Annotated in this window: 19 protein-coding genes; 12 read left to right on the plus strand and 7 right to left on the minus strand. The window is 65.7% G+C overall.

Going from position 1 to position 25070, the window contains the following annotated elements:
• The first annotated feature begins 73 nt into the window (after window positions 1-73).
• Both C9412_RS07725 and greB read left to right on the plus strand, forming a co-directional pair.
• Entirely contained in the window at window positions 74-1579 is a 1506-nt protein-coding gene (locus C9412_RS07725; protein WP_107231090.1) for a helicase HerA-like domain-containing protein, read from the plus strand.
• A 117-nt stretch (window positions 1580-1696) separates the two neighbouring features.
• On the plus strand, window positions 1697-2203 hold the full coding sequence (gene greB / locus C9412_RS07730; RefSeq protein ID WP_107231091.1) for a transcription elongation factor GreB: 507 nt from the start codon (window positions 1697-1699) through the stop codon (window positions 2201-2203).
• A gap of 115 nt (window positions 2204-2318) precedes the next feature.
• On the opposite strand, the gene C9412_RS07735 is transcribed toward greB, so the two are convergent.
• A complete protein-coding gene (locus C9412_RS07735; RefSeq protein WP_107231092.1) occupies window positions 2319-3143 on the minus strand; it encodes a DUF3025 domain-containing protein in 825 nt (274 codons plus the stop codon).
• Entirely contained in the window at window positions 3140-4501 is a 1362-nt protein-coding gene (gene rimO / locus C9412_RS07740) for a 30S ribosomal protein S12 methylthiotransferase RimO (protein WP_107231093.1), read from the minus strand. Before rimO ends, C9412_RS07735 begins: the two co-directional genes overlap by 4 nt.
• 204 nt (window positions 4502-4705) lie before the next feature.
• Here rimO and C9412_RS07745 point away from each other — a divergent pair, with 204 nt between their 5' ends.
• The 3 genes from C9412_RS07745 to C9412_RS20685 are packed head-to-tail and all read left to right on the plus strand — an operon-like array spanning window position 4706 to window position 5979.
• Complete coding sequence (locus tag C9412_RS07745) at window positions 4706-5377, plus strand: dienelactone hydrolase family protein (RefSeq protein WP_107231094.1); 672 nt, start codon at window positions 4706-4708, stop codon at window positions 5375-5377.
• Window positions 5374-5796 (plus strand): HIT family protein, encoded by a 423-nt coding sequence (locus tag C9412_RS07750; protein WP_107231095.1) that lies wholly within the window; start codon window positions 5374-5376, stop codon window positions 5794-5796. The genes C9412_RS07745 and C9412_RS07750 overlap by 4 nt, the downstream gene beginning before the upstream one ends.
• A gap of 15 nt (window positions 5797-5811) precedes the next feature.
• On the plus strand, window positions 5812-5979 hold the full coding sequence (locus C9412_RS20685; RefSeq protein WP_181358735.1) for a DUF5668 domain-containing protein: 168 nt from the start codon (window positions 5812-5814) through the stop codon (window positions 5977-5979).
• 95 nt (window positions 5980-6074) lie between these two features.
• Here the strand turns inward: C9412_RS20685 and dcd are convergent, their stop codons facing one another.
• A complete protein-coding gene (gene dcd, locus C9412_RS07755) occupies window positions 6075-6647 on the minus strand; it encodes a dCTP deaminase (protein ID WP_012511735.1) in 573 nt (190 codons plus the stop codon).
• Window positions 6648-6725: 78 nt separating this feature from the next.
• On the minus strand, window positions 6726-7580 hold the full coding sequence (gene apbC / locus C9412_RS07760) for an iron-sulfur cluster carrier protein ApbC (protein ID WP_107231096.1): 855 nt from the start codon (window positions 7578-7580) through the stop codon (window positions 6726-6728).
• Between the two features lie 213 nt (window positions 7581-7793).
• Between apbC and C9412_RS07765 the strand changes: the two genes are divergently transcribed.
• The 7 genes from C9412_RS07765 to C9412_RS07795 all read left to right on the plus strand — a co-directional run bounded on the left by C9412_RS07765 (window position 7794) and on the right by C9412_RS07795 (window position 22820).
• Window positions 7794-10583 (plus strand): TonB-dependent receptor, encoded by a 2790-nt coding sequence (locus C9412_RS07765; RefSeq protein WP_107231097.1) that lies wholly within the window; start codon window positions 7794-7796, stop codon window positions 10581-10583.
• A 386-nt stretch (window positions 10584-10969) separates the two neighbouring features.
• Window positions 10970-13927: a TonB-dependent receptor gene (locus tag C9412_RS07770; protein ID WP_107231098.1), complete on the plus strand. Its 2958-nt coding sequence runs from the start codon at window positions 10970-10972 to the stop codon at window positions 13925-13927.
• A gap of 71 nt (window positions 13928-13998) precedes the next feature.
• On the plus strand, window positions 13999-16044 hold the full coding sequence (locus tag C9412_RS07775) for a prolyl oligopeptidase family serine peptidase (protein WP_258190105.1): 2046 nt from the start codon (window positions 13999-14001) through the stop codon (window positions 16042-16044).
• Between the two features lie 162 nt (window positions 16045-16206).
• Window positions 16207-18309 (plus strand): M13-type metalloendopeptidase, encoded by a 2103-nt coding sequence (locus C9412_RS07780; RefSeq protein WP_107231099.1) that lies wholly within the window; start codon window positions 16207-16209, stop codon window positions 18307-18309.
• Between the two features lie 222 nt (window positions 18310-18531).
• The gene (locus C9412_RS07785) at window positions 18532-20541 is read left to right on the plus strand and encodes a M13 family metallopeptidase (protein ID WP_107231100.1); all 2010 of its coding nucleotides are present in this window, start codon (window positions 18532-18534) and stop codon (window positions 20539-20541) included.
• A gap of 124 nt (window positions 20542-20665) precedes the next feature.
• Window positions 20666-21160, plus strand: coding sequence for a VOC family protein (locus C9412_RS07790; RefSeq protein ID WP_107231101.1), 495 nt, complete (start codon window positions 20666-20668; stop codon window positions 21158-21160).
• 76 nt (window positions 21161-21236) lie between these two features.
• On the plus strand, window positions 21237-22820 hold the full coding sequence (locus C9412_RS07795; RefSeq protein ID WP_107231260.1) for an NAD(P)/FAD-dependent oxidoreductase: 1584 nt from the start codon (window positions 21237-21239) through the stop codon (window positions 22818-22820).
• 146 nt (window positions 22821-22966) lie between these two features.
• On the opposite strand, the gene C9412_RS07800 is transcribed toward C9412_RS07795, so the two are convergent.
• The 3 genes from C9412_RS07800 to C9412_RS07810 form a co-directional block, all read right to left on the minus strand.
• Window positions 22967-23641 carry a rhomboid family intramembrane serine protease gene (locus C9412_RS07800; RefSeq protein WP_008267505.1) on the minus strand — a complete coding sequence of 225 codons (675 nt, stop codon included), beginning with the start codon at window positions 23639-23641 and terminating at the stop codon, window positions 22967-22969.
• 93 nt (window positions 23642-23734) lie between these two features.
• Window positions 23735-24073: an MGMT family protein gene (locus C9412_RS07805; RefSeq protein WP_249844968.1), complete on the minus strand. Its 339-nt coding sequence runs from the start codon at window positions 24071-24073 to the stop codon at window positions 23735-23737.
• The gene (locus C9412_RS07810; RefSeq protein ID WP_107231261.1) at window positions 24070-24990 is read right to left on the minus strand and encodes a DMT family transporter; all 921 of its coding nucleotides are present in this window, start codon (window positions 24988-24990) and stop codon (window positions 24070-24072) included. Before C9412_RS07810 ends, C9412_RS07805 begins: the two co-directional genes overlap by 4 nt.
• Between the last annotated feature and the right edge of the window lie 80 nt (window positions 24991-25070).

Raw genomic sequence — 25070 nt, forward strand, 5'->3', positions numbered from 1 at the left:
GTCCGGGCAAGCGGACCTTCGGACCGTCACCGCCGGCGGTTAACATTGGGCTATTCACCACAAGGGCTGGACCATGGATCCGATTCTGCTCGGCAAAGGCATCACCGACGATGTGGCCGTCACCCTGCTGCCGAAACTCGGCAACCGTCACGGCCTGGTGGCCGGCGCCACCGGTACCGGCAAGACGGTGACCCTGATGACCCTGGCCGAAGGCTTCTCGCGGCTGGGCGTGCCGGTGTTCCTGGCCGATGTAAAGGGTGATGTGTCGGGCCTGGCCGTGCCGGGTACCGGCGCCGAGAACCTGCTCAAGCGCGCCGCCGAGATCGGCGTGGCCGACTATGCGCCGGCCGCCAGCCCCGCCATCTTCTGGGACCTGTACGGCAAGCTCGGCCACCCGGTGCGCACCACCGTGAGCGAAATGGGGCCAACCCTGCTCTCGCGCATCCTGGAACTGAATGACACCCAGGCCGGCGTGCTCGACATCGTGTTCAAGCTGGCCGACGACCGTGGCCTGCTGCTGCTGGACATGGACGACCTGCGTGCGCTGCTCGGCCTGGTCGCCGAGGAGCGCAAGGACATCTCCACCGAATACGGGCTGGTCAGCGCGCAGTCGATCGCGGCGATCCAGCGCGCAGTGCTGCGCCTGGCGCAGGATGGTGGCGAGAATTTCTTCGGCGAGCCGGCGCTGGAACTGGCCGACATCATGCGGGTCAACCACGATGGGCGCGGCGTGATCGGCATCCTCGCCGCCGACCAGCTGGTGCTCAAGCCCAAGCTGTATTCGACCTTCCTGCTGTGGCTGCTGTCGGAACTGTTCGAACAGCTGCCGGAAGTGGGCGACCTGGACAAGCCGAAGCTGGTCTTCATCTTCGACGAGGCCCACCTGCTGTTCGATGACGCACCCGCCTCGCTGGTGCAGCGCATCGAGCAGGTGGTGCGGTTGATCCGCTCCAAGGGCGTGGGCGTGTACTTCTGCTCGCAGTTCCCCGACGACGTGCCCGGCAACATTCTTGGCCAGCTCGGCAACCGCGTGCAGCATGCATTGCGAGCCTTCACGCCGCGCGACCAGAAGGCGGTGAAGACCGCCGCAGAGACCTTCGTGCCGAATCCGAAACTGGATGTGGCCAAGGTGCTGAGCCAGCTCGGTACCGGCGAGGCACTGGTCTCCACGCTGCAGGACAAGGGCGTGCCGATGCCGGTGCAGCAGACGATGATCGCGCCGCCGCGCTGCCGGATGGGGCCGATCACCGAGGCCGAACGTGCGCAGGTACGCGCCGGCAGCCCGGTCGGCAGCCGCTACGACACCGCGATCAACCGCGAATCGGCCGCCGAACTGCTGGCCCAGCGCGCACAGAAGACGGTCGAGCAGGCGCAGGCCCCGGCCGCCCGCAGCCGCGAGCAGGACGATGCGCAGGAAGGCGGATTCGGCCAGTCGATCAAGGATGCGATCTTCGGCACCAAGCGCCGCCAGGGCATGATCGAGACCATGGCCAAGCAGACCACGCGTACCGTCGGCACCAAACTGGGCAACCAGATCGTGCGCGGCATCCTCGGCGGCATCTTCGGCGGCAAGCGCTGAGATCGCTTCATGGGGTCAGAGCCCTTTCCGTGGGAAAGGGATCTGACCCCGGGGTCGGATTCCTTCCGCAAGGAAGGGCTCCGACCCCATCGTTCCCCTGAAAAGAAGTCTTACCGCATGTCCCGTTGGCGTCCCCCCGCAGAGAAAAGCACCGCCCTGATCACCGCCTCCGGGCATGCACGCCTGAAGGCCGAGCTGGATGAGCTCTGGCGGGTGCGCCGTCCAGAAGTGGTCAAGGCGCTGGCCGCCGCTGCCGCGGAAGGCGATCGTTCCGAGAACGCCGAATACACCTACCGCAAAAAGCAGCTGGGCGAGATCGACCGCCGCGTGCGCTACCTGACCAAACGGCTGGAATCGCTGCGCGTGGTCGATACCACGCCGACCGACCCGCAGGCGGTGTTCTTCGGTGCATGGGTGGAACTGGAGAACGTGGACAGCGGTGACACCACGCGCTACCGCATTGTCGGCCCGGACGAGACTGACGCGGGGCTGGGCTGGATCAGCATCGATTCGCCGCTGGCGCGGGCGCTGCTGAAAAAGCGCCTGGATGACGAGTTCTCGGTGGAGCTGCCCGGCGGGCAGTTCACCTTCGCCGTGATCGGCGTGGAATACGAGCCGTTGTAGCGTCGAGCTTGCTCGACTGCGTCGCCGTTGTAGAGCCGAGCCCACGCTCGGGTGCACCTGCCACCAGTCGAGCAAGCTCGACGCTACGCATCAGGCCAGTCGAGCAAGCTCGACGCTACAAAGGCGGCGGGTAATGGCGCCCCGCGCGCAGCGGGCGGAAGTAATCGGTGCTGGCATGGAAGGCGGGGTCCTGCCCCTCGTGCCAGCCCGGGATGCCGGCCAGCGGCAGCGGTCGCAGCTGCAACGGATCGGTCAGCACCCGACCCTCGCAGATGGCCGCAGCAACTTCGGCGATACAGGCATCGTCATCGTCGCCCTGCACCACCACGCATTTGCCGACCAGCAGGCGGCCCGGCAGCAACGCCTGTTCCATCAGCGCATGACCGAACACCGCCGCGACGGCCACAACGCCGCTTCGCCAGTGCATCGGTTCAAACAGCGTTGGCCAGTCGTGCGCATCCCATGCCGCCAGCACTCTCTCATCGCGCACCCGCACGATCACGCCGCTTTCGTCGAACTGGGTCAACGCGGCCTGGGCGCGATTGCGCTGGCCCGCCGGCATGGCCTCGATATGCAGGCACTGTTGCACATTGAGCACATGCTTGAGCTGCCGATGGCGTGCCCACACCAGCGCATTGAACAGGTCATGCCAGTTGTCGGCGCGGGTGGCAATGCATCCCTGTGCGATGCGCGTCTCGTAGTGCAGGCCGTCGGCCAGCAACGCGGCATCCTGTTCGACAAAGCGCTTGCCGGGCAGCGAGAGTCGCGCATCAAGCGCCGCGATGGAGGGCCATGCCGCACCGTCCAGCAGGTCACGGAAGTCCTGCAAGCCGGCAAACAGCGGGTGCGCGAACACCCGTGGATCGACCGCCGCGCGCGGCGGCGGTACGAAGCGCCGAGGACCGCCGCCGTCGCCGGTGGCGGTCGGCGCCGTGGTCACAGCACCTTGATGTCGAACGCCGGACGCGCGGCGGCGGCCAGTGCGTCGCCGTACAGGTCGTGCTCGTCGCTCTCGGTGATTTCCACGTCGACGAACTCGCCCACCCGCAGCGGAACCTGATCGGCGTTCTGGATGTGCACCAGACCGTCGATCTCCGGCGCATCGGCCTTGGAGCGGGCCACCGCGATGTCACCCTCGATGGCATCGACCAGGCACTGCTGCACGGTGCCGACCTTGGCTTCCAGGCGCGCGGCGGAAATCTGCGCCTGCTTTTCCATGAAACGGGCCAGGCGTTCCTGCTTCACTTCTTCCGGCACGGCGTCGGGCAGGTCGTTGGCGGTGGCACCCTCGACCGGCGAGTAGGCAAATGCGCCGACGCGGTCCAGCTGTGCTTCGTCCAGGAACGACAGCAGCTCCTCGAACTCGGCCTCGGTCTCGCCGGGGAAGCCGACGATGAAGGTCGAACGCACGGTGATGTCCGGCGCGATGCGGCGCCAGTTCTGCACGCGCTCGAGGGTTTTCTCGACCGCGCCGGGGCGCTTCATCAGACGCAGGATGCGCGGGCTGGCGTGCTGGAACGGAATGTCCAGGTACGGCAGGATGCGGTTCTCGGCCATCAGCGGCACCACCTCGTCCACGTGCGGGTACGGGTAGACGTAGTGCATGCGCACCCACGCATCGAGTTCGGACAGGCCTTCGCACAGCGCCTTCAGGCGGGTCTGGTAGGCCTTGTTGCGCCACATCTTCTCGGCGTACTTCACGTCCACACCATAGGCCGAGGTGTCCTGCGAGACCACCAGCAGCTCACGCACGCCGCCGCGCACCAGGCGCTCGGCTTCACGCAGCACCTCATCGACCGGGCGCGAGACCAGCTTGCCGCGCATCGAGGGGATGATGCAGAAGCTGCACTTGTGGTTGCAGCCTTCGGAAATCTTCAGGTAGGCGTAGTGACGCGGGGTCAGCTTGATGCCGTAGTCGGGCACCAGGTCCACGAACGGATCGTGCTTGGGCGGCAGCGCTTCGTGCACCGCTTCCATCACGCTCTGGTAATCCTGCGGGCCGGATACCGCCAGCACGTTCGGGTACGCCTCGCGGATCTGCTCCGGGCGCTTGCCCAGGCAGCCGGTGACGATCACCTTGCCGTTCTGGTTCATCGCCTCGCCGATGGCGTCCAGCGACTCGGTCACCGCCGAATCGATGAAGCCGCAGGTGTTGACCACCACCACGTCGGCCGAATCGTAGGACGGGACGATGTCATAGCCCTCCGAGCGAAGCTGGGTAAGGATGCGCTCGGAATCGACAAGGGCCTTCGGGCAGCCAAGGCTGACGAAGCCGACTTTGGGGTTCAGCTGGGACATGGAATCGCGGGACTCTGGGGGCCTGGGCCCCTGCCGGCATGGCAGGGGGTCCTGGGGGCCGGGGCCTGAAAGGGCGCCAGTATACCGGGGTTGGGGCCGCGCCCTGAATCGCCAGCCGCCCGATGCTGCACAGCCGCTGACACCGCGCTAACCCGCGCAGCACCGACAATGCAGTCCTGTCCCCTGCAATTGAGGTAGATGACGATGGCCGAGTGGATCACCCTGGATACGCACCATGGCCCGGTGCGGGCCTGGCAGGCCCTGCCGGAGGGCACCCCGCGCGGCGGCCTGGTGGTGGTGCAGGAAATCTTCGGCGCCAACCCGCATATCCGCGGCGTGGCCGAGCGTTTCGCTGCCGAAGGCTACGCGGTGCTCGCCCCCTCGTTCTTCGATCTGGTCGATGGCGCCGATGCCAATCCGGACGCCCTGCCCTATGACGCCGACGGCGTGAAACAGGGCCTGGAACGGGTGGCAGCGCTGGGCATGGAGAAGGCACTGGAAGTGGTCCGCGCGGCAGCCACCCGCCTGGCCCCCTACGGCAAGGTCGGCACCGTCGGCTACTGCTGGGGTGGCACGGTGGCTATGCTGTCGGCACTGCGCCTGGGCCTGCCCTCGGTCAGCTACTACGGCGCCCGCAACGTCCAGTTCCTCGATGAGACGCCGAAGGCGCCGGTGATCTTCCACTTCGGCGCGCAGGACAGGAGCATCCCGCCGGAGGCCATCCAGGCCCACCGCGAAAAGCTGCCGCAGATGGCCACCTACGTCTATCCGGCCGACCATGCCTTCAACCGGGAGGTCGGACATGCGTATGATCCAGACAGCGCCGCCCTGGCGCTGCAACGCACCCTGGACTTCTTCTCGGAGCATCTTGGATGAGCGAATTCGAACTCGATTCACGCCTGGCCACCGATAGCGTGCTGGTGGCCGAAGGACCGTTGTCGCAAGTGCGGCTGATGAACGACGAACGATTCCCCTGGCTGGTGCTGGTACCGCGCCTGGCGGGGGTGACCGAGTGGATCGAGCTGGACGGCGAGCAGCAGGACAAGCTGCGCACCGAGCTCAACCGCGCCTGCAAGGCCCTGAAGGGTGCCGATGGGGTGGAGAAGATCAACATCGGTGCGCTGGGCAACATCGTGCGCCAGCTGCATTTCCATGTGATTGGCCGCCACGACGGGGATCCGGCCTGGCCGGGCCCGGTGTGGGGCAGCGGTCCGGCGCATCGCTACGAGCCGGCCGCGCTGGACCAGCATGTCGCCTACTGGAAGGAACGGCTAGGATATCAGCCCCAGTCCTGAGCCCTTGCCGACCCGATGCGATTCAACCTCGTTGCCGCCATTCTGCTGATCCTGATCGGACTGTTCATGCTCGCCAGCAATCTGGGCTGGACGCACCTGAACCTGTCCCGGCTGCTGATGACCTGGTGGCCGGTGGCCCTGGTGGGTGTCGGCATCGCGATGCTGTTCGGTCGCGGCAAATAAGGTAGCGCCGGGCCATGCCCGGCGAACGCACCGCGTGACCCATGCGAAAACGCCGGGCATTGCCCGGCGTTTTCGTCACGCGACGACGCGGGCGCTCAGGTCCGCGGCAGGGTCACGCCGGTCTGGCCCTGGTACTTGCCACCGCGGTCACGGTAGGAGGTCTCGCAGACGTCATCGGCAGCGGCCTGGAAGAACAGCATCTGCGCCACGCCTTCGTTGGCATAGATGCGCGCCGGCAGCGGCGTGGTGTTGCTGAACTCCAGGGTGACGTGGCCTTCCCATTCCGGCTCCAGCGGCGTCACGTTGACGATGATGCCACAGCGCGCGTAGGTGCTCTTGCCCAGGCACACCACCAGGGTGTCGCGCGGGATGCGGAAGTATTCGACGGTGCGCGCCAGCGCGAAGCTGTTGGGCGGAATGATGCATTCATCGCCGACGATATCGACGAAGCTGCCCGGGTCGAAATGCTTGGGATCAACGATGGTGGAGTTGATGTTGGTGAACACCTTGAACTCGCGCGAGCAACGCACGTCGTAGCCGTAGCTGGAGGTGCCGTAGCTGACGATGCGCTCGCCGTTGGCCTGCTTGACCTGCCCGGCCTCGAACGGCTCGATCATGCCGTGCTGTTCGGACATGCGGCGGATCCAACGGTCACTCTTGATGCTCATGCTTTGTCCTGGGGGTACGAGGGGGCGCGAGGATTCTAGCAGGGGGCCGACGCCTGCCGGCGGCCCCTGCCCGGGCACTTACAGCAGCGAGGACAGGATCGGGATCGAGGCCCGCGGACGCTTACCGACTTCCTCGACCAGGCGCTGCGCGGCGTGGCGGTAGGCCTGGGCCGGGACCGAATCCGGCTGCGCGACGGTGATCGGGGTGCCCGCATCGCCCTGCTCGCGGATGCCGATCTGCAGCGGCAGCGAGCCGAGCAGCGGCACGCCGTACTGGGCGGCCATGCGCTCGCCACCACCCTCGCCGAACAGGTGTTCGACATGCCCGCAGCTGCTGCAGGTGTGTACCGCCATGTTCTCGACGATACCCAGCACCGGCACCTCGACCTTCTCGAACATCTTCAGCGCCTTCTTCGCATCCAGCGTGGCGATGTCCTGCGGCGTGGTGACGATCACCGCCCCGGCCAGCGGAATCTTCTGGGTCAGGGTCAGCTGGATGTCACCGGTACCCGGCGGCAGGTCGATCAGCAGGAAATCCAGGTCGTCCCACAGGGTGTCGTTGAACAGCTGGGTCATCGCCGAGGTGGCCATCGGCCCGCGCCAGATCATCGGCGTGTCTTCCTCGATCAGGTAGCCGATGGACATGGTGTCCACGCCGAATGCGCGCAGTGGCTCGATGCTCTTGTTGTCCGGGCTCTCCGGGCGGCCGGACAGGCCCAGCATGGCCGGCACGCTGGGGCCGTAGATATCGGCGTCGAGCACGCCGACGCGGGCCCCCAGCTGCTGCAGTGCCACGGCCAGATTGACCGCCGTGGTGGATTTGCCGACGCCACCCTTGCCCGAGCCCACCGCGATGACGTTGCGGATGCGGGCATGCGGCGTCAGTCCCTTCTGGACCTGGCTGGCATGGGGACGGCGGGGAGAACTGTTCACAACGGGCACCGGCGGGATCGGAAGGAGTAACCCCGCATCATACAAGCTGGATGCAACCTGACTGAAATTCAGGATTGCGACAGATTCGTCCACGGATTGTTAAGTTCATGTTACGTTCGCCGCGCACTGTTTCCAGGCCTCGGGGCTGGTTGTCCAGCCCGCGCGACGGCGTATGCGCAGTGCCGTTTTTGTTTTTGCTCTTATTGGAACTACATGAAACACTTCAGCAATACCGCACGTCGCAGTACGCTCTCCGTCGCCCTGATTTCCGCCCTGATGGCCGCCGCACCGGCCATGGCCCAGGACAAGGCGACCAACCTGGACAAGATCACCGTCACCGGTTCGCTGATTCCGCAGACCCAGGTTGAAACCCAGACCCCGGTGATGTCCATCACCGCCGAAGACATCCAGACCCGCGGCTTCAGCAGTGTTGCTGAAGTGCTGCAGCAGTCCTCGCTGACCACCGGCGGCCTGCAGGGCGGCCAGACCTCGGGTGCCTTCACCCAGGGCGCCGAAGCGGCCGGCATGTTCGGCCTGAACCCGGGCTACACCAAGTACCTGATCAACGGCCGCCCGATGCTTTCGTATCCGGCGCTGTACAACGGCAGCGAGTCGTTCAACAACATCAGCGGCATTCCGATCGACATCGTCGAGCGCATCGAAGTGCTGCCGGGCGGCCAGTCCTCGCTGTACGGCTCGGACGCGATCGCCGGCGTGGTCAACATCATCCTGAAGGAGCGCATGGACGGCGGCACGATGACCGTCCGTGGCGGCACCTACACCGAAGGTGGTGGTGGCAACATCCGCTTCAGCGCCGCCAAGGGCTTCAACGCGTTCGACGACCGCTTCCACGCGCTGGTCAACGTGCAGATCGAAAACGGCAGCCCGATCTGGGGCTACCAGCGTGACATCACCAGGCAGAACAACCCGGTCGGCTACACCGCACAGGTGCCGTCGAACGACTTCGCCGTCATCACCAACGCCGACAACAAGCTGCTGATGATGGACCCCAGCCGCTGCGCCAACGTGGCCGGCCTGTATGACGGCACCACCACCGTCGGCAAGCGCGCCTCGGGCGAATCGTGCGGTTCGGTGTACAGCGCCGGCTACAAGACCCTGAAGAACGGCAAGAACAGTGGCCAGTTCTACTCGTCGATGACCTTCGACGTGAACGACAACTTCCAGCTGTTCGCCGACGTGCTGTACAGCAAGGAAAAGACCGAATTCACCACCGGCTCGAGCGCCCTGTGGTGGGGCACCAAGTCGGTGATGGGCGGCTTCTACGACCAGGGCCTGGGCAAGGTGGTGAACCTGCAGCGCGCCTTCGCACCGGAAGAAATCGGCCCGGGCCACTACAACAACATCCTCAATTCCGATGAAAGCCGTTCCTACCAGGTCACCCTGGGGGGCAAGGGCATGGTCGGCGACTGGGATTACAGCGCCAGCTTCACCCGTGGCGAGTACCGCCTGGACCAGAACCGCTTCGCACGCTGGAAGGACAGGATCGAAGGCTTCTTCGGCGACACCGTGCTGGGCCCGCGCCTGGGCACCACCGCCGATGGTTTCGGCATCTACAACCCGAACTACGCCGCGTTCTACTCGCCGATCACCCCGGACCAGTTCGCCAGCTTCACCGGCTACGGCACCCACCGCAGCAAGACCTGGCAGAACCTGGGCCGCGTGCAGGTGACCAATGGTTCGCTGTTCTCGCTGCCGGGCGGCGACGCCGGCCTGGCCGTGGTGCTGGAAGGCGGCAGTGAAGGCTGGGACTACTCGCCGGACCAGGCCTTCATCGATGGCAACGCCTGGGGCGCGAGCGCCGTGGCCGGTGCCGGCCACCGCAGCAACTACGCGGTGACCAGCGAACTGCGCATGCCGGTGTTCGAGTCGCTGACCATCAGCGCCTCCGGCCGCTATGACGCGTTCAAGATCGCCGACAAGACCGTGGACAAGGCCACCTACAGCCTGGGCCTGGAATACCGTCCGATCGAAAGCCTGCTGCTGCGCGGCAAGTACGGCACCGCGTTCCGCGCGCCGACCCTGTCCGATGCCTTCCAGGGCATGAGCGGTTCGTTCGCCTCCGGCCAGAACGACTACTACCGCTGCAGCCAGCTGAACTACGCGCTGCATGACGACGCCTGCTCGTTCTACAAGACCACCTCGGTGTACAGTGAAAAGTCCGGCAACCCGGACCTGAAGCCGATCACCGCCGACGTGTGGAGCGCAGGCGTGGTGTGGGCCCCGGTGAGCAACTTCTCGCTGTCGGTGGACTACTACAACTGGAAGATCAAGAACGAGGTCAAGACCCTGAGCACCGACCAGCTGCTGCTGGCCGAGTACCAGTGCCGCAATGGCCTGCCGAACAACACCTCGGCCAGCTGCCAGAACGTGACCGACTGGGTGAGCCGTGACGCCGCCGGCAACCTCACCCGCGTGTACACGCCCAAGCTCAACGTCGCCAGCCAGAACCTGCAGGCGGTGACCGTCGGTGCCAAGTACCAGCAGGACATCGGCCGCTTCGGCTCGCTGATGTTCTCGGGCAACTACACCAACATGCTCAAGCGTGAAGTGGAGCCGCTGCCCGGCGCCAAGAAGCTGGACCTGCTGAGCGATCCGTACAACATGTGGTACTACGACAACTTCGCCAAGGTCCGCGGCGATGTGTCGGTGGCCTGGGCGATCTCCAGGTTCACCACCACCGTGTACGCCAACTACGTCGGCAGCACCCCGAACTACCTGGCCTACACCGGCCGCAGCTATGACTACGTCCACTCCTCCGGCGCCAAGGCCGGCAAGTGGGGCTCGTACACCACCTACAACATGAGCCTGAACTACCAGGCGCAGGACGATCTGACCCTGTCGCTGATGGTCAACAACGTGTTCAACAAGCTGCCCGAGGGCCAGCGCTACAACTACCCGGGCAACGAATCGACCCCGTTCAACAGCGGCTTCTACAGCGTGTACGGCCGCCAGATCTCGGCCCAGGTCAAGTACGACTTCTGATCCCGTCGTTTTCCGGACTTCGTGTCCGGGCCAGGCCCCGCTTAGGCGGGGCCTTTTTTTTGCCTGCGATCTGGCAACGCACACTCATTCAGAATCCAGACACATTTGAATCGCTTCGACACAATGCAATACAGATCAACGAGATAGGCAGATTGTGACGTACTTTGTCGCAGTCAGGACGGCGCGTGACGCACATGTTCATGACTGCATGATGAACGCTTGACAGCCTTGGTTAATGTGATGTTAATCTCAAGTCATCGGCGCGTGAAGCCGGTACCGGCGCCGGGCGGCGACATGCTGCCGACACCGGTCAAGGGGCACACGGAGACGTCGACAAGGACCAGTCCCGGTGTACGACGCAATCATTCGATTCAAGGGGATTTCAGATGATCAATCGCAAGTCGCTCAGCAAGCATCCGCTGAGCTTCGCCCTCGCCTCTGCCGTGCTGCTCGCCGCAGCCGCCCCGGCGGTCGCACAGAACACCACCAGCACCACCACCCAGACCGCGGAAGAGACCGCCAAGTCCAGGGCCACCAATCTGGACACGGTGACCGTCACCGGCTCGCGCATCGGCCGCGACGTGTTCAATTCGGTTTCGCCGGTGCAGGTGATCACCCGTGAGGAAACCACCCTGGCCGGCTTCCAGTCGACCGCGGGCGTCCTGCAGAGCACGGCGATTACCGCCGGTTCCGCTCAGATCAACAACGCGTACGGTGGCTATGTCACCAACGGCGGCCCGGGCGCCAACACCGTCGGCCTGCGCGGCCTCGGCCCGACCCGCACCCTGATCCTGATGAATGGCCGCCGCGTCGCTCCGGCCGGCTCGCGCGGCTCGGTCGGCGCTGCCGACCTGAACGTGCTGCCCAATGCCATGGTCGATCGCGTTGAAGTGCTGAAGGACGGCGCATCGTCGATCTACGGCTCCGACGCCGTCGCCGGCGTGATCAACATCATCACCCGCAACAAGGTTGACGGCGTGACCGTCGAAGCCCGCCACACGGCGACCGAAGGCGGCGGCGGCGAAGAGCGCCGTTACTCCGTTGTGTTCGGCAGCACCGGCGAGCGCGGCCACTTCTCCGGTTCGTACGAGTACTACAACCGTGACGAACTGACCCTCGGCGACCGCGACTGGTCCAGCTGCAACACCGACTACCGCAAGCGCGCGGGTGGCCAGGGCGCCTGGGGTGACGGCGACTACATCGACCCGCTGACCGGCAAGCCGAAGTGCTATCCGATCACCGGTACCGGCTCCAACGGCGTGACCATCAACACCATCGGCACCAACGTCCTGGCCGGTGTTCCGGCGCAGGGCGCGACGGGCACCACCTTCGACCGCTGGCGCCCGAACTCCTCGGTCACCTCCGGCCTGGTCGGCTTCGAGGGCGTTGGCCGCGGCTCCGCGCTGAACAACAACATCCGCGACACCTTCGATCCGCGCACGCTGAACCGCTCGATGATCTCCGGCGCCAAGACCCACACCCTGTTCCTGCAGGGCGGCCTGGACGTCAATGCCCTGGGCAATGCCGAAGCCTACTTCGAACTGCTCGGCAGCCGCCGTGAGTCGGAGCAGACCGGCTACCGCCAGCTGTCGCTGGACTACCTGCGCGGCAGCCCGTTGATCCCGTCCAACCTGCAGGCCTCCAACTTCGGCGGCGGCGTCGGCGTGCGTGCCTTCATCGGTTACGGCAACGACAAGAGCAGCCAGACCGTCGACTTCTTCAAGGGCACCGCCGGCCTGCGCGGCGAGCTGAGCTCGACCTGGAACTATGACTTCTACCTCAGCCACGCCCGTTCGGACGCGGACTACACCCAGCAGTCGTTCCTGACCGACCGCCTGCGCCAGAGCCTGAACGTGGTCTCCGACGGTGCCGGCGGCTTCCGCTGCGTCGACCCCAGCAATGGCTGCGTTGCCGCCCCGGCCCTGACCAGCGCAGTGGTCGCCGGCAAGTTGCCGCAGGCATGGAAGGACTACGTGTTCGTGCCGGTGACCGGCAACACGCTGTACACCGAAACCACCGCCAACTTCTCCGTTGACGGTCCGCTGTTTACCCTGCCGCATGGCGATGTGCGCGCCGCGTTCGGTGCCGAATGGCGTCGTGCCAAGATCGATGACACCCCGTCGATCCATTCGATCAACAACAACCTGTACAACCTGACCTCGTCCACCCCGACCCGCGGTACGGACTCGGTGCGTGAAGTGTTCGGCGAAATCGAAGTACCGGTCCTGTCGGGCGTCACCGCGGCCGAAGAGCTGACCTTCAATGCCTCGGCCCGCTGGACCGATTACCGCTCCTACGGTTCGGACGAAACCTACAAGCTGGGTGGCCTGTGGACCCCGGTCAAGTGGCTGTCGGTGCGTGCCTCCTACGGTACGTCCTACCGCGCACCGGCGCTGTTCGAACAGTTCCTGGGTGCCACCAGCGGCTTCCTCAGCAACCAGATCGACCCCTGCAACAACTGGGGCGCTGATCCGGGCACCCCGCTGGCGGCCAACTGCGCATCCGAAGGCCTGTCTCCGGACCACTACGCCACCCAGTCCGTGGCGGTCATCAACGGCGGCGGTGCGGCAGCGGGCCTGAAGGCGGAAACCTCGAAGAACTTCACCGCCGGCATCGTGCTGCAACCGGAACTGCCGGGCTGGTTCGGTGACATCTCCTTCGCCGCCGACTACTTCAACATCGAAGTGGAAAATGGCGTGTCGCGCGCCGGTGGCGCCAACATCCTGGACCTGTGCTACAACAACCCGAGCTTCCGTGCAGGTGGTGGCTTCTGCCGCCTGGTCGACCCGCGCAACCCGGTCAACAAGGCACTGACCGTGTATGACAGCTATGTCAACCTGGCAGTGGACAAGGTCCGTGGCTACGACTTCACCCTGCGCTACACCCGCGACGTGGGCCCGGGCACCCTGCGTGCCAACGTCCAGGTAACCCACTTCACCGAACAGTCCAACAAGCTGTTCGCTGATGACGCGCTGCAGGACTACAACGGCATGCTGAACACCCCGGCTTACACCGGCACGCTGGACCTGGTCTACAGCTGGAACAAGTGGCGCGCCCGTTACGGCCTGGAGTGGGTCGACTCGATGGATAGCTACGACTACTACAACCTGGATCCGGCCACCTCGGTGTACAAGTTCGCTGTGCCGAGCTACTTCACCCACTCGCTGTCGGCCGAATACACCGGTGACAAGTGGTCGGTGACGGCCGGCGTCCGCAACCTGCGCAACGAAGAGCCGCCGATGATCTCCTCCGGTGCCTACAACCGTGTCGGTAACGCTCCGCTGTACAGTGGCTACGACTATGTCGGCCGCACGTACTTCGTGAACGTCTCCAAGAGCTTCTGATAGTGCGCCAGAGCCGCCGCCCGCAAGGGCGGCGGCTTTTTTGCGCCCGGACCTGCAACCAGGAACAGCCCATGAAGAACATCGTCTCCGCCAGCGCACTGATGTTGACCCTCGCGCTGGCCGTCGTGGCACCGGTATCGGCAGCGCCGACCGTCCCCACCATCGAGCAGCTGGCCGCTTTTCCGCAGCTGTCCAGCCTCTCCATCTCGCCCGACGGCAAGCACATCGCCGGCCTGCAGGCCCAGGGCGAAGATCGTGTGATCCTGGTCTGGAACACCGACAACCTCGGCGCTGCACCGACCGTCATCGGATCCGGCCGCATGAAGTTCCAGGGCGTGTCCTTCATCAAGAACGGGCTGCTCGCCGTCAGCCTCTGGCAGCCCTACGATCTGCGCACCGACCGGGTGACCAAGACCTTCATCAGCAAGTTCTTCATCACCGATATTGAAGGCAAGAACTGGAAGGAGCCGATCACCCCTGCTCGTGCCAGCAGCCATGCGCAGGAACTGGAGCAGGCGCTTTCCAGCTCAAGTGTGCTCGATACGCTACCCAACGATCCGGACCACATCCTGGTCATCAATGGTTCGGGCAGCAATGCCGGCGACGTATACAAGGTGAACGTACGTGACTTCACCACCCAGCGCATCCAGAAGACCGAAGAACGGGTGGCCGGTTACATCACCGACCTCAACAGTGAACTGCGTGCCCGCCTGCGCCAGGACGTGGACGGTACCGGCGCCTATGTGGCGACCGAGTTCCGCAATCCCTCAACCAATGCGTGGGAAGAGCATTTCCGTTCCTATGTGAAGAACCGTGACATCAACCAGGTGGTCGGTTTCGCCGACGATGCCAACATTGCCTTCATCCAGAGCAATGTCGGCCGCGACAAGACCGTCATCTATGAATATGACATCGCCGCGCGCAAGCAGAAGGAAGTGCTGTTCGAGCACAAGTTCTTCAACGCCGGCGATGTGCGGGTCAACCATTACAAAGGCGTGGACAACATCCCGTTCGGCGCGCTGCTCGGCGTGGGCTACAGCGGCCCGCGCGGCAACGAGGTGGAATGGACCAACGGATCCTTCAAGGCATTGATGGCCGGCCTGCGCCAGGCCTTGGCGATCAACGCCAGCGAGGTGACGCTGGTCGACCCGGCCACCAGCCAGAGCGCCACTGTGGAGCTGGACAACGGCCAGGCGGTGCGGGTCGTCGATTACAGCGCCGATATGAAGACCGTCATCGTGGTCACCTCCGGGCCGTCCAATCCGCCCGAATACCACCTGCTGCACAACGGCAAGCTGACCCTGCTGGCCAAGACCTACCCGCAGATCCAGCCTGCCGCACTGGGCCAGACCCGGCTGGTCTATTACAAGGCACGCGACGGGCTGGATATTCCTGCCTTCCTCACCACGCCCAGCACCGAGCTGTGCGGTGCTGGCCCCTGGAAGGCGGTCGTGCATCCGCACGGCGGGCCATGGGCGCGCGATGGCATGGACTTCGATGGCTCGATGTGGGTCCCGCTGATGGCATCGCGCTGCATGGCGGTGCTGCGTCCGCAGTTCCGCGGCTCGGCCGACTGGGGCCGCAAGCTGTGGATGGCCGGTGACGCCGAGTGGGGCCAGAAGATGCAGGATGACAAGGACGACGGCGCGCAGTGGATGATCGACCAGAAGATCGCCCGCCCCGGCCACATCGCCATGTTCGGCTTCTCCTATGGCGGCTACTCGGCGTTTGCCGCCTCGGTGCGCCCCAACGGCCTGTACAAATGTGCCATTGCCGGTGCCGGCGTCTCGGACATCAAGAAGATCTGGTCGCGCTTCTATACCAACCCGTTCTTCCGCCAGGCCCAGGCCCCCACCGTGGCCGGCCTGAATCCGGTGGACAAGGCTGGCGAGATGAAGATCCCGTTGATGGTCTACCACGGCGATCGCGACCGCACGGTGCCGATCGAACAGTCCGAGTGGTTCGTGAACAAGGCGAAGGGTTCCGGCCAGCCGGTCGAGTTCCACGCCATCGCCGACTATGCCCACGGGCCGGCCTGGACGCGCCGGATCATGGCCGACCAGTTGCAGCTGATCGACGACTACCTGGGCAAGGGCTGCGGCGGCGGCGGCCTGTAAGCGTTACCGGCCCACAGCAGGGGCGCCCTTGCACGTTCTGGCCCTTGCGCCCGGGCATGACCTTCGACACCCTTGCAGCGCAGGCCGGCGGCGTATCGTTCGGCCCACGGCCGTACCTGCGGCTCTTTCCTGACTCACTCGGCCTGGAGGCCAACAATAGTGATGACGCGCACTCCCAAGATCGTCCTGCTCAGCCTGGCCGTGTCGGCCGTGCTGGCCGGCTGCGGCAAGAACGAAACCCCGGCCAAGGATGCCGCGGCCCCCGCCCCGGCCACCGCCGAAGCCACCGTTTACAAGCTGGATGAGAGCAAGCTGCCGGCCTACAACGCCTTCCAGCCCAGCGACCTGGATACCACCAAGGACGCCTGCACCGCCTTCGGCGACTACGTCAACAGCAAGTGGCTGGCCGCCAATGAGATCCCGGGCGACCGCACCAGCTGGGGCGCGTTCACCATCCTCGACGAGCGTTCGGTGGCCGTGCAGCACCAGCTGGCCGAGCAGGTCGCACAGGTGAAGAACCCGAACCACATCGAGAAGATCGTCGGCGACCTGTGGGCCACCGGCATGGACGAAGCCAAGATCAATGCCCAGGGCATCGAGCCGCTGAAGGCCGACCTGAGCGCGATCGACGGCCTGCAGGACAAGGCGGCCATTGCCAACTACCTGCGCAGCAGCGCCGCCAAGGGTGACAACGTCCTGTTCGGCTTCGGCGCTGAAGCCGACTTCAAGAACTCGGCGGTGAACCTGGCCTACGCCAGCCAGGGTGGCCTGGGCCTGCCGGACACCACCTATTACACCGACGCCAAGAATGCCGACAAGCTGAAGGCCTACCAGGCGCACGTGGCCAAGGTGCTGGAACTGTCCGGCGTCGCCGCCGCCGATGCGGCCAAGCAGGCCGAGGACGTGGTCAAGTTCGAAACCCGCCTGGCCAAGGCATCGAAGTCGCGCGTGGAGCTGTCGCGCAACGTCGAGCTGTTCTACAACCCGGTCACCCTGGCCGACGCCGACAAGCTGACCCCGAACTTCAGCTGGACCGAGTTCTTCAAGTCGCAGGGCGTGGCCGCGCCGGAGAAGTTCTCGCTGGCCATGCCGGCCTTCCATGAAGAAGTGAGCAAGGCGCTGGGCGACACCGATCCGTCGGTGTGGCGCGCCTACCTGCGCTTCCACACCGTGGACAGCGCCTCGCCGTACCTGGCCGATGCCTTCGTGCAGGAGAACTACGAGTTCTACGGCAAGACCCTCAACGGTCAGAAGGAACAGAAGCCGCGCTGGAAGCGCGTGCTGGGCACCATCGAGAACGATGCCGGTGAAGCCTTCGGCCAGCTGTATGTGAAGGTGGCCTTCTCGCCGGAAGCCAAGGCGAAGATGGAAGAGCTGGTGAAGAACCTGGCCGCGTCGCTGAAGGAACGCATCCAGGGCCTGAGCTGGATGAGCGAGGAAACCAAGGCCAAGGCCATCGCCAAGTGGGAAACCTTCACCCCCAAGATCGGCTACCCGGACAAGTGGCGTGACTGGTCGGGCCTGCAGACCCAGCGCGACAGCTTCCTGGGCAACGTGCGCGCGGCCAACGAGTTCAACTACAAGTTCAACCTGTCCAAGATCGGCAAGCCGGTGGACAAGACCGAGTGGGGCATGACCCCGCAGACGGTCAACGCCTACTACAACCCGCTGCAGAACGAGATCGTGTTCCCGGCCGCCATCCTGCAGCCGCCGTTCTTCGACCCGAAGGCCGACGACGCGCTGAACTACGGCGGCATCGGTGCGGTGATCGGCCACGAGATGACCCACGGTTACGACGACCAGGGCGCACGCTTCGGGCCGACCGGCAACCTGGAAGACTGGTGGAGCCCGGCCGACAAGAAGAACTTCGAAGGCCTGACCGGCAAGCTGGTCAAGCAGTTCGACCAGTACAAGGTTGACGGCCAGGCGGTGAACGGCCACCTGACCCTGGGCGAGAACATCGCCGACCTGGGCGGCCTGGCCACCGCCTACGACGCCCTGCAGAAAGCCAGCGCCGGCAAGGAAGACACCAAGGTTGACGGCTTCACCCGCGACCAGCGCTTCTTCTTCAACTGGGCCACCGTGTGGCGTACCAAGTACACCCCGGAAAACGCCAAGGTGCGCCTGGCCACCGACCCGCACGCCCCGGCGCAGTTCCGCGCCATGGGTGCGCCGTCGAACCTGCCGACCTTCGCCGCAGCGTTCCAGTGCAAGGCCGGTGCGCCGATGGTCCGTGCTGGCGATCAGCAGGTGGTGATCTGGTAAGCCCCGGCTGACGCTGCGGCAGACCTGCAAAGGCCCGGGGATTCCCGGGCCTTTGTTTTTTTGCCGAACCTGCCATCCACGCATGGCGTGGATCTACTGATCCCGGCGCTCTCCGGTAGCTGCCGACCTTGGTCGGCGAGAGCAGCGTGATGCGTGCATGCCGCGTCCATGCCCGGCTTGCTATAGTGCGCGCGCCCTCAATCCATCACGGATTCGTTCTACATGCCCAACTTCCGTCCGCTTGCCATCGCCCTGGGCATCAGCCTGGCGACCCTGGTCCCGAGCCATGATGCGTTCGCCGCCGCCAAGAAGAAGGCCGCGCGTGCCCCGGCCGTCAGCGCCCAGTGCAGCGATTTCTATGCGGCCACCAATGCGGGCTGGCTCAAGGCCAACCCGGCGCCGCAGGTCGGTGCCACCACCGCGCTGGGCCAGCTGGTCGAGCGCAGCCGCCAACAGCAGCGTGAACTGCTGGACGCCTCGATGAAGGCGCCGCAGGGCAACGTGCAGAAGCTGCTGGGCGACTTCTGGGCCAGCGGCCTGGACGAAGCCGCCGTGGAAGCAGACGGCTCCAATCCGATCGCGCCGCTGCTGACCCGCATCAACGCCATCAAGAAGGCCAAGGATGTTCCGGCCTCGATCGCCGCGCTGCACCAGGTCGGCATTCCCGTGGCCTTCAACTTCGGTCCGGACGTGGACCTGAAGGCACTGGACCGCCACATCGGTTACTTCATGCAGGGCGGCATGGGCCTGCCCGATCCGGCGTTCTACACCCGTACCGACGCCGATACCGTGGCGTTGATGGGCCGCTACCGCAACTACGTCAAGCAGATCCTGGCGCTGACCGGCACCCCGGCTGCCAAGCTGGATGCCGAATCGCAGGCGGTGATCGCGCTGGAAACCGAACTGGCGCGCAATGCGCAGTCGCTGGCCGGCATCAACAATCCGTTCAACAACTACGCGCCGATCTCCACCAAGGATCTGAACAGCCGCTACCGCAACCTGCAGCTGGATGCCTTCCTGAAGGCGCAGGGCGTGGACGACGATCTGGTCTCGCTGGCCGACCCGCAGCTGTTCAAGCAGCTTGACGGCATGGTCACCAAGCTCAAGCCGGACCAGTGGAAGGCCTACCTGCGCTGGCGCGTGGGCGATTCGATGGCACCGTACCTGTCCAAGGCCTACCGCGACGCCGAGTTTGAATTCCGTGGCCGCGTGCTGCGCGGCGAAACGCTGCCGCCGCAGCGCTGGGAAAGCGTGCTCGATGCGATCAACGTGGCCGCCGGCCCGATGGTCGGCCGCGAGTATGCCGCGCGTTACCTGTCGGCCGAAGACCGCCGCCAGGCGGCATGGATCGTCGACAAGGTGCGCGAGGTGCAGATCGAGGCGGTCAAGAACAGCAGCTGGATGAGCGCCGAGGCCAAGACCGAAGCGCAGGCCAAGCTGGCCGCGCTGAAGATCGAGATCGGCACGCCGCTGCGTGACCTCGACTACACGGTGCAGCCGATGGGCCGCGGCTCGTTCGGCGGCAACATGCTGATCGCCTCGACCTGGCGCCACCGAGAGGAGATGCGCCGCATCGGCAAGGGCAACGCCGACCGCCGCTGGGACGTGTTGCCGCAGCAGCCGTCGCTGGCCTATGACCTGGCGCAGAACCGCCTGATCGTCACCGCTGCGATCCTGCAGGGTCCGGTGTTCAACGCCAAGGCCGACGCGGCCGACAAGTTCGGCAGCTTCGGTGGCCTGGTCGGCCATGAGCTGACCCGCGCGATCGATGCCAAGGGCGCGCTGGTCGATGCCAAGGGTGAACTGCGCAGCTGGTGGACCCCGGCCGACAAGACCGCCTGGACCCTGCTCGGCAACCGCGTGGCCGCCCAGTACGGCGCCTACGAATTCCCCGGCGTGAAGGGTGCCAAGGTCAACGGCACGCTGACCCAGGAAGAGAACCTGGCCGACATCGCCGGCCTGGAACTGGCCTGGGCGGCGTACACCGCGCAGGAACCGAAGGCCAAGCAGGCACAGCAGCAGGGCTTCTTCCGTGCCTGGTCGGCGCTGTGGGCACAGCAGCTGTCGCCGAACGAAGCCGTGCGCCGCCTGACCGCCGACATCCGTGCACCTGGCGTGTGGCGCAGCAACGGCACGCTGGCCAACCTGCCCGCGTTCGGGGCCACCTTCAGCTGCAAGGCCGGCCAGCCGATGCAGCGCAGCGAGGCCGAGCAGATCAAGGTCTGGCGTTGAGCCAGGGCTGACGCAGCACAGCAAAGGGCGCCTTCGGGCGCCCTTTTTTTTGCGGGTGCAGCACGATCCCGGGTTAACACCGGGCATGTTATCGCTGCGGCCTCGTCCATCGTGGAGCCCCGACATGGCACACAAGAACACGATCTGCGTCTGGTACGACAGCGGCGCACTCGAGGCCGCTACCTTCTATGCCAGCATCCTGCCCGACAGCGCGGTGACCGCCGTGCATCACGCCCCCGGTGACTACCCGGACGGCAAGGAAGGCAATGTGCTGACGGTTGAATTCAGCGTCTGCGGCATTCCCTGCGTCGGCCTCAATGGCGGTACTGCGTTCAAGCACAGCGAAGCCTTCTCCTTCCAGATCCAGACTGAAGACCAGGCCGAGACCGACCGCCTGTGGAATGCCATCGTCGGCAACGGCGGCCAGGAGAGCCAGTGCGGCTGGTGCAAGGACCGCTGGGGCATTTCCTGGCAGATCAGCCCACGCATGCTGATCGAAGCGGTGACCAGCAAGGACAAGGCACTGGCCAAGCGCGCCTTCAACGCGATGATGCCGATGAAGAAGATCGACATCGCGACCATCGAAGCGGCAATCAGAAAAGGGGACGGAGGGAATTAAGTCGTTTCTCCCCATCCCCGGTGCATCAATGCAGAATGCGACTTAATCCCCTCCGTCCCCTTTTTGCGAGGTGCAGATGTCCTGGGATGCGATCATCATCGGTGGCGGTCACAACGGGCTGGTCTGCGCGGCCTATCTGGCGAAGGCCGGGAAGCAGGTGCTGGTGCTGGAACGGCGCAGCGTGCTCGGCGGAGCGGCGGTCACCGAGGAGTTCCATCCCGGCTTCCGCAATTCGGTGGCGTCGTACACGGTGTCGCTGCTGCAGCCGAAGGTGATCGACGATCTGCAGCTGCATGCGCATGGGCTGCGCATCGTTGCGCGGCCGGCCAACAACTTTCTGCCATTGCCCGATGGGCGCTACCTGTTGTCGGCACCGGGCCGTACCCAGGCCGAGGTGGCGAAGTTTTCCCAACGCGATGCACAGGTGCTGCCCGCCTACGAGGCGCGCCTGGAGAACTTCGCCGACGTGCTGCGTGCGTGGGCCCTGCGCGCGCCGCCGGATCTGGGCATGGCGGGTGGTTGGCGCGCCCTGCCTGCGTTGTGGCAGATGGGAAAGCTCGGCCGCGAACTGGCGGCACTCGATGCTTCACTGCGACAGGAACTGCTGGACCTGTTCACGCTGTCGGCGGCCGAGTACCTGGACCGCTGGTTCGAAAGCGAGCCGATCAAGGCCTTGTTCGGCTTCGATGGCATCGTCGGCAACTACGCCAGCCCCTACTCGCCGGGCAGTGCCTACGTGCTGCTGCATCATGTGTTCGGTCAGTGCAATGGCGTGAAAGGCGCGTGGGGCCACGCGATCGGTGGCATGGGCGCGATCAGCCAGGCGATCGCGGCCGCTGCACGTCAGGCCGGCGCCGAGCTGCGCGTGGATGCCGATGTGCGGCGAGTGCATGTCGAGCAGGGCCGCGCGGTGGGCGTGGAACTGGGCAACGGCGAAACACTCCGCGCACACGCGGTGATCGCCAACGTCAACCCGAAACTGCTGTACGAGCAGCTGCTGGAACCGGCGCAGGTACCGCAAGCAACCCGCGAGCGGATGACGCACTGGCGCTGTGGTTCGGGCACGTTCCGGATGAACGTGGCGCTGTCGCGGCTGCCGGACTTCCGCGCCCTGCCCGGCCCGGGCGAGCATCTCAGTGCCGGCATCATCCTGGCCCCCAGCCTGGACTACATGGACCGCGCCTGGCTGGACGCACGACGCGACGGCTGGTCACGCGAGCCCATCGTGGAGATGCTGATTCCCAGTACGCTGGATGATTCGTTGGCGCCGCCCGGGCAGCATGTGGCCAGCCTGTTCTGCCAGCACGTGGCGCCGGTCCTTTCCGAGGGTCGGCACTGGGATGACCACAAGGACAGCGTGGCCGACCTGATGATCGCCACCGTCGAACGTCATGCGCCTGGCTTCGCCGACAGCGTGCTGGGCCGCCAGGTGTTGTCACCACTGGATCTGGAACGCACCTTCGGCCTGATCGGCGGCGACATCTTCCACGGCGCGCTCAGTGCCAACCAGCTGTTCTCGGCACGGCCGATGGTCGGCCAGGCCGGCTACCGTGGTGCCCTGCCCGGCCTGTACCTGTGCGGTTCGGGCACCCATCCCGGCGGTGGCGTTACCGGTGCGCCGGGGCACAATGCCGCGCAGGTGGTATTGCGGGATCTGTGAGGGTGTGCCGTTTGCTCTGGTAGATGCCAACCTTGGTTGGCACCTACCGATCTTTGTGCCAACCAAGGTTGGCACCTACCCGCGCGGGAGAAGGTGTGCCGACCAACGGTTGGCACCTACCCGCGTGAAGCGAGGCGCATCGCGCCTCACTTCACGCTGCGCAGATGGTTCGGGCGATTCGGCGGGCCCGGCGGGCGCCGCTTGTTGAACGGTGGCTGCCCGCGCCAGTAGCGGATCAGCAGCCAGCCAAACAGCATGCCGCCCAGATGCGCGAAGTGCGCCACGCCTGGCTGCCAGCCGGTCATGCCCAGCACCAGTTCGCCCACACCGAACAGGATCACGAAGGTCCGCGCCTTCATCGGAATCGGCGGGAACAGCAGCATCACCCGCTGGTTCGGGAACAGCATGCCGTAGGCCAGCAACAGGCCGAACACGCCGCCGGAAGCACCCAGCACCGTGGCCGGATTCTCCAGCAGGGTACCGACCAGCAGCTGGCAGACGCCTGCACCGGCAACACACACCAGGTAGTACAGCAGGAAGCGCTTCTCGCCCCAGGTCTGTTCCAGCGGCGCGCCGAACATGAAGACCGCCAGCATGTTGAAGAACAGATGGCCGAAGCTGCCATGCAGGAAGCCATAGGTCAGCAGCTGCCACGGCTGGAAGTTGCCGCCGGGCGAGAACGCATCGAAGCCCTGCTGCAGCGGTTGCAGCATGAACGGCTCGAAGGTCTGCATGCCGAGCAGGAACGGCTGCTGCAGCAGGAACAGGATCGCGTTGGCGATCAACAGGGCCTTGGTGACGGTTGGCAGTCGCGGGAACATGGGAGCACCGGCATGAAACGGCCTCCATCATAGCCGCAGCACCGCATCTTGTTGGCGACCGGCAGGCGCAGCCTGTTCAGTCGCCCGCCACGCTCAGCCGGGGCCCCACACCGCGGCATCCAGCGCTGCGGCCGGATCGGTCGCCGCCATCCGCACCCGCCCGTTCTCCACCACCACGCCCTCGGCACGCAACCGCTGTGACTGCTCGCGCCAGCCGGCCGATCCCTCCGCCATCGCGATGCGCCCATCCGAGCGCAGCACACGGTGCCAGGGCAGGTCCGGGTCGTCGTTCTGGCCGAGAATGCGCGCGGTCAACCGCGCCCGCCCGGGCAAGCCGGCACGCATCGCCACCTGGCCATAGCCCAGCACCTGCCCCGGCGGAATCGCGCGGATCACCGCCAGGATGCGTGCACGCGCCTGCTCCGGCGTCAGCGCCGCAGGCGGGTCACCAGCAGTACGCCGATCAGCACCAGCACGGTGCCGGCGATCTGCGCCGGCCCCATCGGTTCGTCGAGCAGCCATAGGCTCATCACGATGGTGGAAACAGGGCCCAGCATACCGACCTGCGCGGCCAGCGACGAACCCACGCGTTGCACCGCCAGCATGATCGCCAGCACCGGCAGCACCGTGCACACGGTGGCGTTGAGCAGCGACAGCCACTGCACCGCTGCCGGTGCCTGCCACAGCAACGGCAGCGGATGGGTCACCGCGAAATGCAGCAGCACCAGCACGCTGGCCACACAGCTGGCATAGGCGGTCAGCCGCACCGCACCGATGCGCGCCACCACCTGCCCACTACCAAACAGGTACAGCGCGTAGCTGAGCGCACTGCCCAGCACCAGCAGGCTGCCGACGATGATCTGCCCGCCCTCGCGCTGCAGATCGTGGCCGAAGGCCAGCAGCACGCCGAGGTAGCTCAGCACCAGCGCGCCGATCTGCCAGCGCCCCGGCCGCTGCCGTGCCAGCAGCACGTTGATCAGCAGCACCAGGGTCGGGTTCAGGTACAGGATCAACCGTTCCAGGGTCACGCTGATGTACTGCAGGCCCTGGAAGTCGAGCAGGCTGGACAGGTAATAGCCGGTGAACCCGAGCCACAACACGCGGGCGCGGTCGGCCCAGGACAGCGGCTCGGCCCGGCGCGCGGCCCACAGGGCCATGAGCACGAACAAGGGCAGCGCCATCAGCATGCGCAGCGCAAGCAGCATGGTGGCATCAACACCATGACGCAGGCCGAGCTTGACGATGATGGCCTTGCCGGAGGCGGCGATCGCGCCGATCGCGGCCAGGCCGATGCCGCCCAGCGCGATGCGTGGGGATGTGGTGGCGATACGGGAAGCGGAGCTGGACATCAGGACGGCGGCGGGCCGCACAGGGCGGCCAGGGAAGAGGTGGGGGCCGTCATTGTCGCATGGGTGCGCCCGGCGCCCCG

This window comes from Stenotrophomonas sp. Nf1 (assembly GCF_003028475.1).
Classification (GTDB): Bacteria; Pseudomonadota; Gammaproteobacteria; order Xanthomonadales; family Xanthomonadaceae; genus Stenotrophomonas.

Coding starts and splice junctions, on each gene's coding strand:
- rimO (WP_107231093.1), bottom strand. CDS start 4,501: ATGTCCCAGCTGAACCCCAAAGTCGGCTTCGTCAGCCTTGGCTGCCCG.
- C9412_RS07770 (WP_107231098.1), top strand. CDS start 10,970: ATGATCAATCGCAAGTCGCTCAGCAAGCATCCGCTGAGCTTCGCCCTC.
- C9412_RS07795 (WP_107231260.1), top strand. CDS start 21,237: ATGTCCTGGGATGCGATCATCATCGGTGGCGGTCACAACGGGCTGGTC.
- C9412_RS07775 (WP_258190105.1), top strand. CDS start 13,999: ATGAAGAACATCGTCTCCGCCAGCGCACTGATGTTGACCCTCGCGCTG.
- C9412_RS07800 (WP_008267505.1), bottom strand. CDS start 23,641: ATGTTCCCGCGACTGCCAACCGTCACCAAGGCCCTGTTGATCGCCAAC.
- C9412_RS07725 (WP_107231090.1), top strand. CDS start 74: ATGGATCCGATTCTGCTCGGCAAAGGCATCACCGACGATGTGGCCGTC.
- greB (WP_107231091.1), top strand. CDS start 1,697: ATGTCCCGTTGGCGTCCCCCCGCAGAGAAAAGCACCGCCCTGATCACC.
- C9412_RS07785 (WP_107231100.1), top strand. CDS start 18,532: ATGCCCAACTTCCGTCCGCTTGCCATCGCCCTGGGCATCAGCCTGGCG.
- C9412_RS07750 (WP_107231095.1), top strand. CDS start 5,374: ATGAGCGAATTCGAACTCGATTCACGCCTGGCCACCGATAGCGTGCTG.
- C9412_RS07745 (WP_107231094.1), top strand. CDS start 4,706: ATGGCCGAGTGGATCACCCTGGATACGCACCATGGCCCGGTGCGGGCC.
- C9412_RS07790 (WP_107231101.1), top strand. CDS start 20,666: ATGGCACACAAGAACACGATCTGCGTCTGGTACGACAGCGGCGCACTC.
- C9412_RS07765 (WP_107231097.1), top strand. CDS start 7,794: ATGAAACACTTCAGCAATACCGCACGTCGCAGTACGCTCTCCGTCGCC.
- C9412_RS20685 (WP_181358735.1), top strand. CDS start 5,812: ATGCGATTCAACCTCGTTGCCGCCATTCTGCTGATCCTGATCGGACTG.
- dcd (WP_012511735.1), bottom strand. CDS start 6,647: ATGAGCATCAAGAGTGACCGTTGGATCCGCCGCATGTCCGAACAGCAC.
- C9412_RS07810 (WP_107231261.1), bottom strand. CDS start 24,990: ATGTCCAGCTCCGCTTCCCGTATCGCCACCACATCCCCACGCATCGCG.
- C9412_RS07780 (WP_107231099.1), top strand. CDS start 16,207: ATGACGCGCACTCCCAAGATCGTCCTGCTCAGCCTGGCCGTGTCGGCC.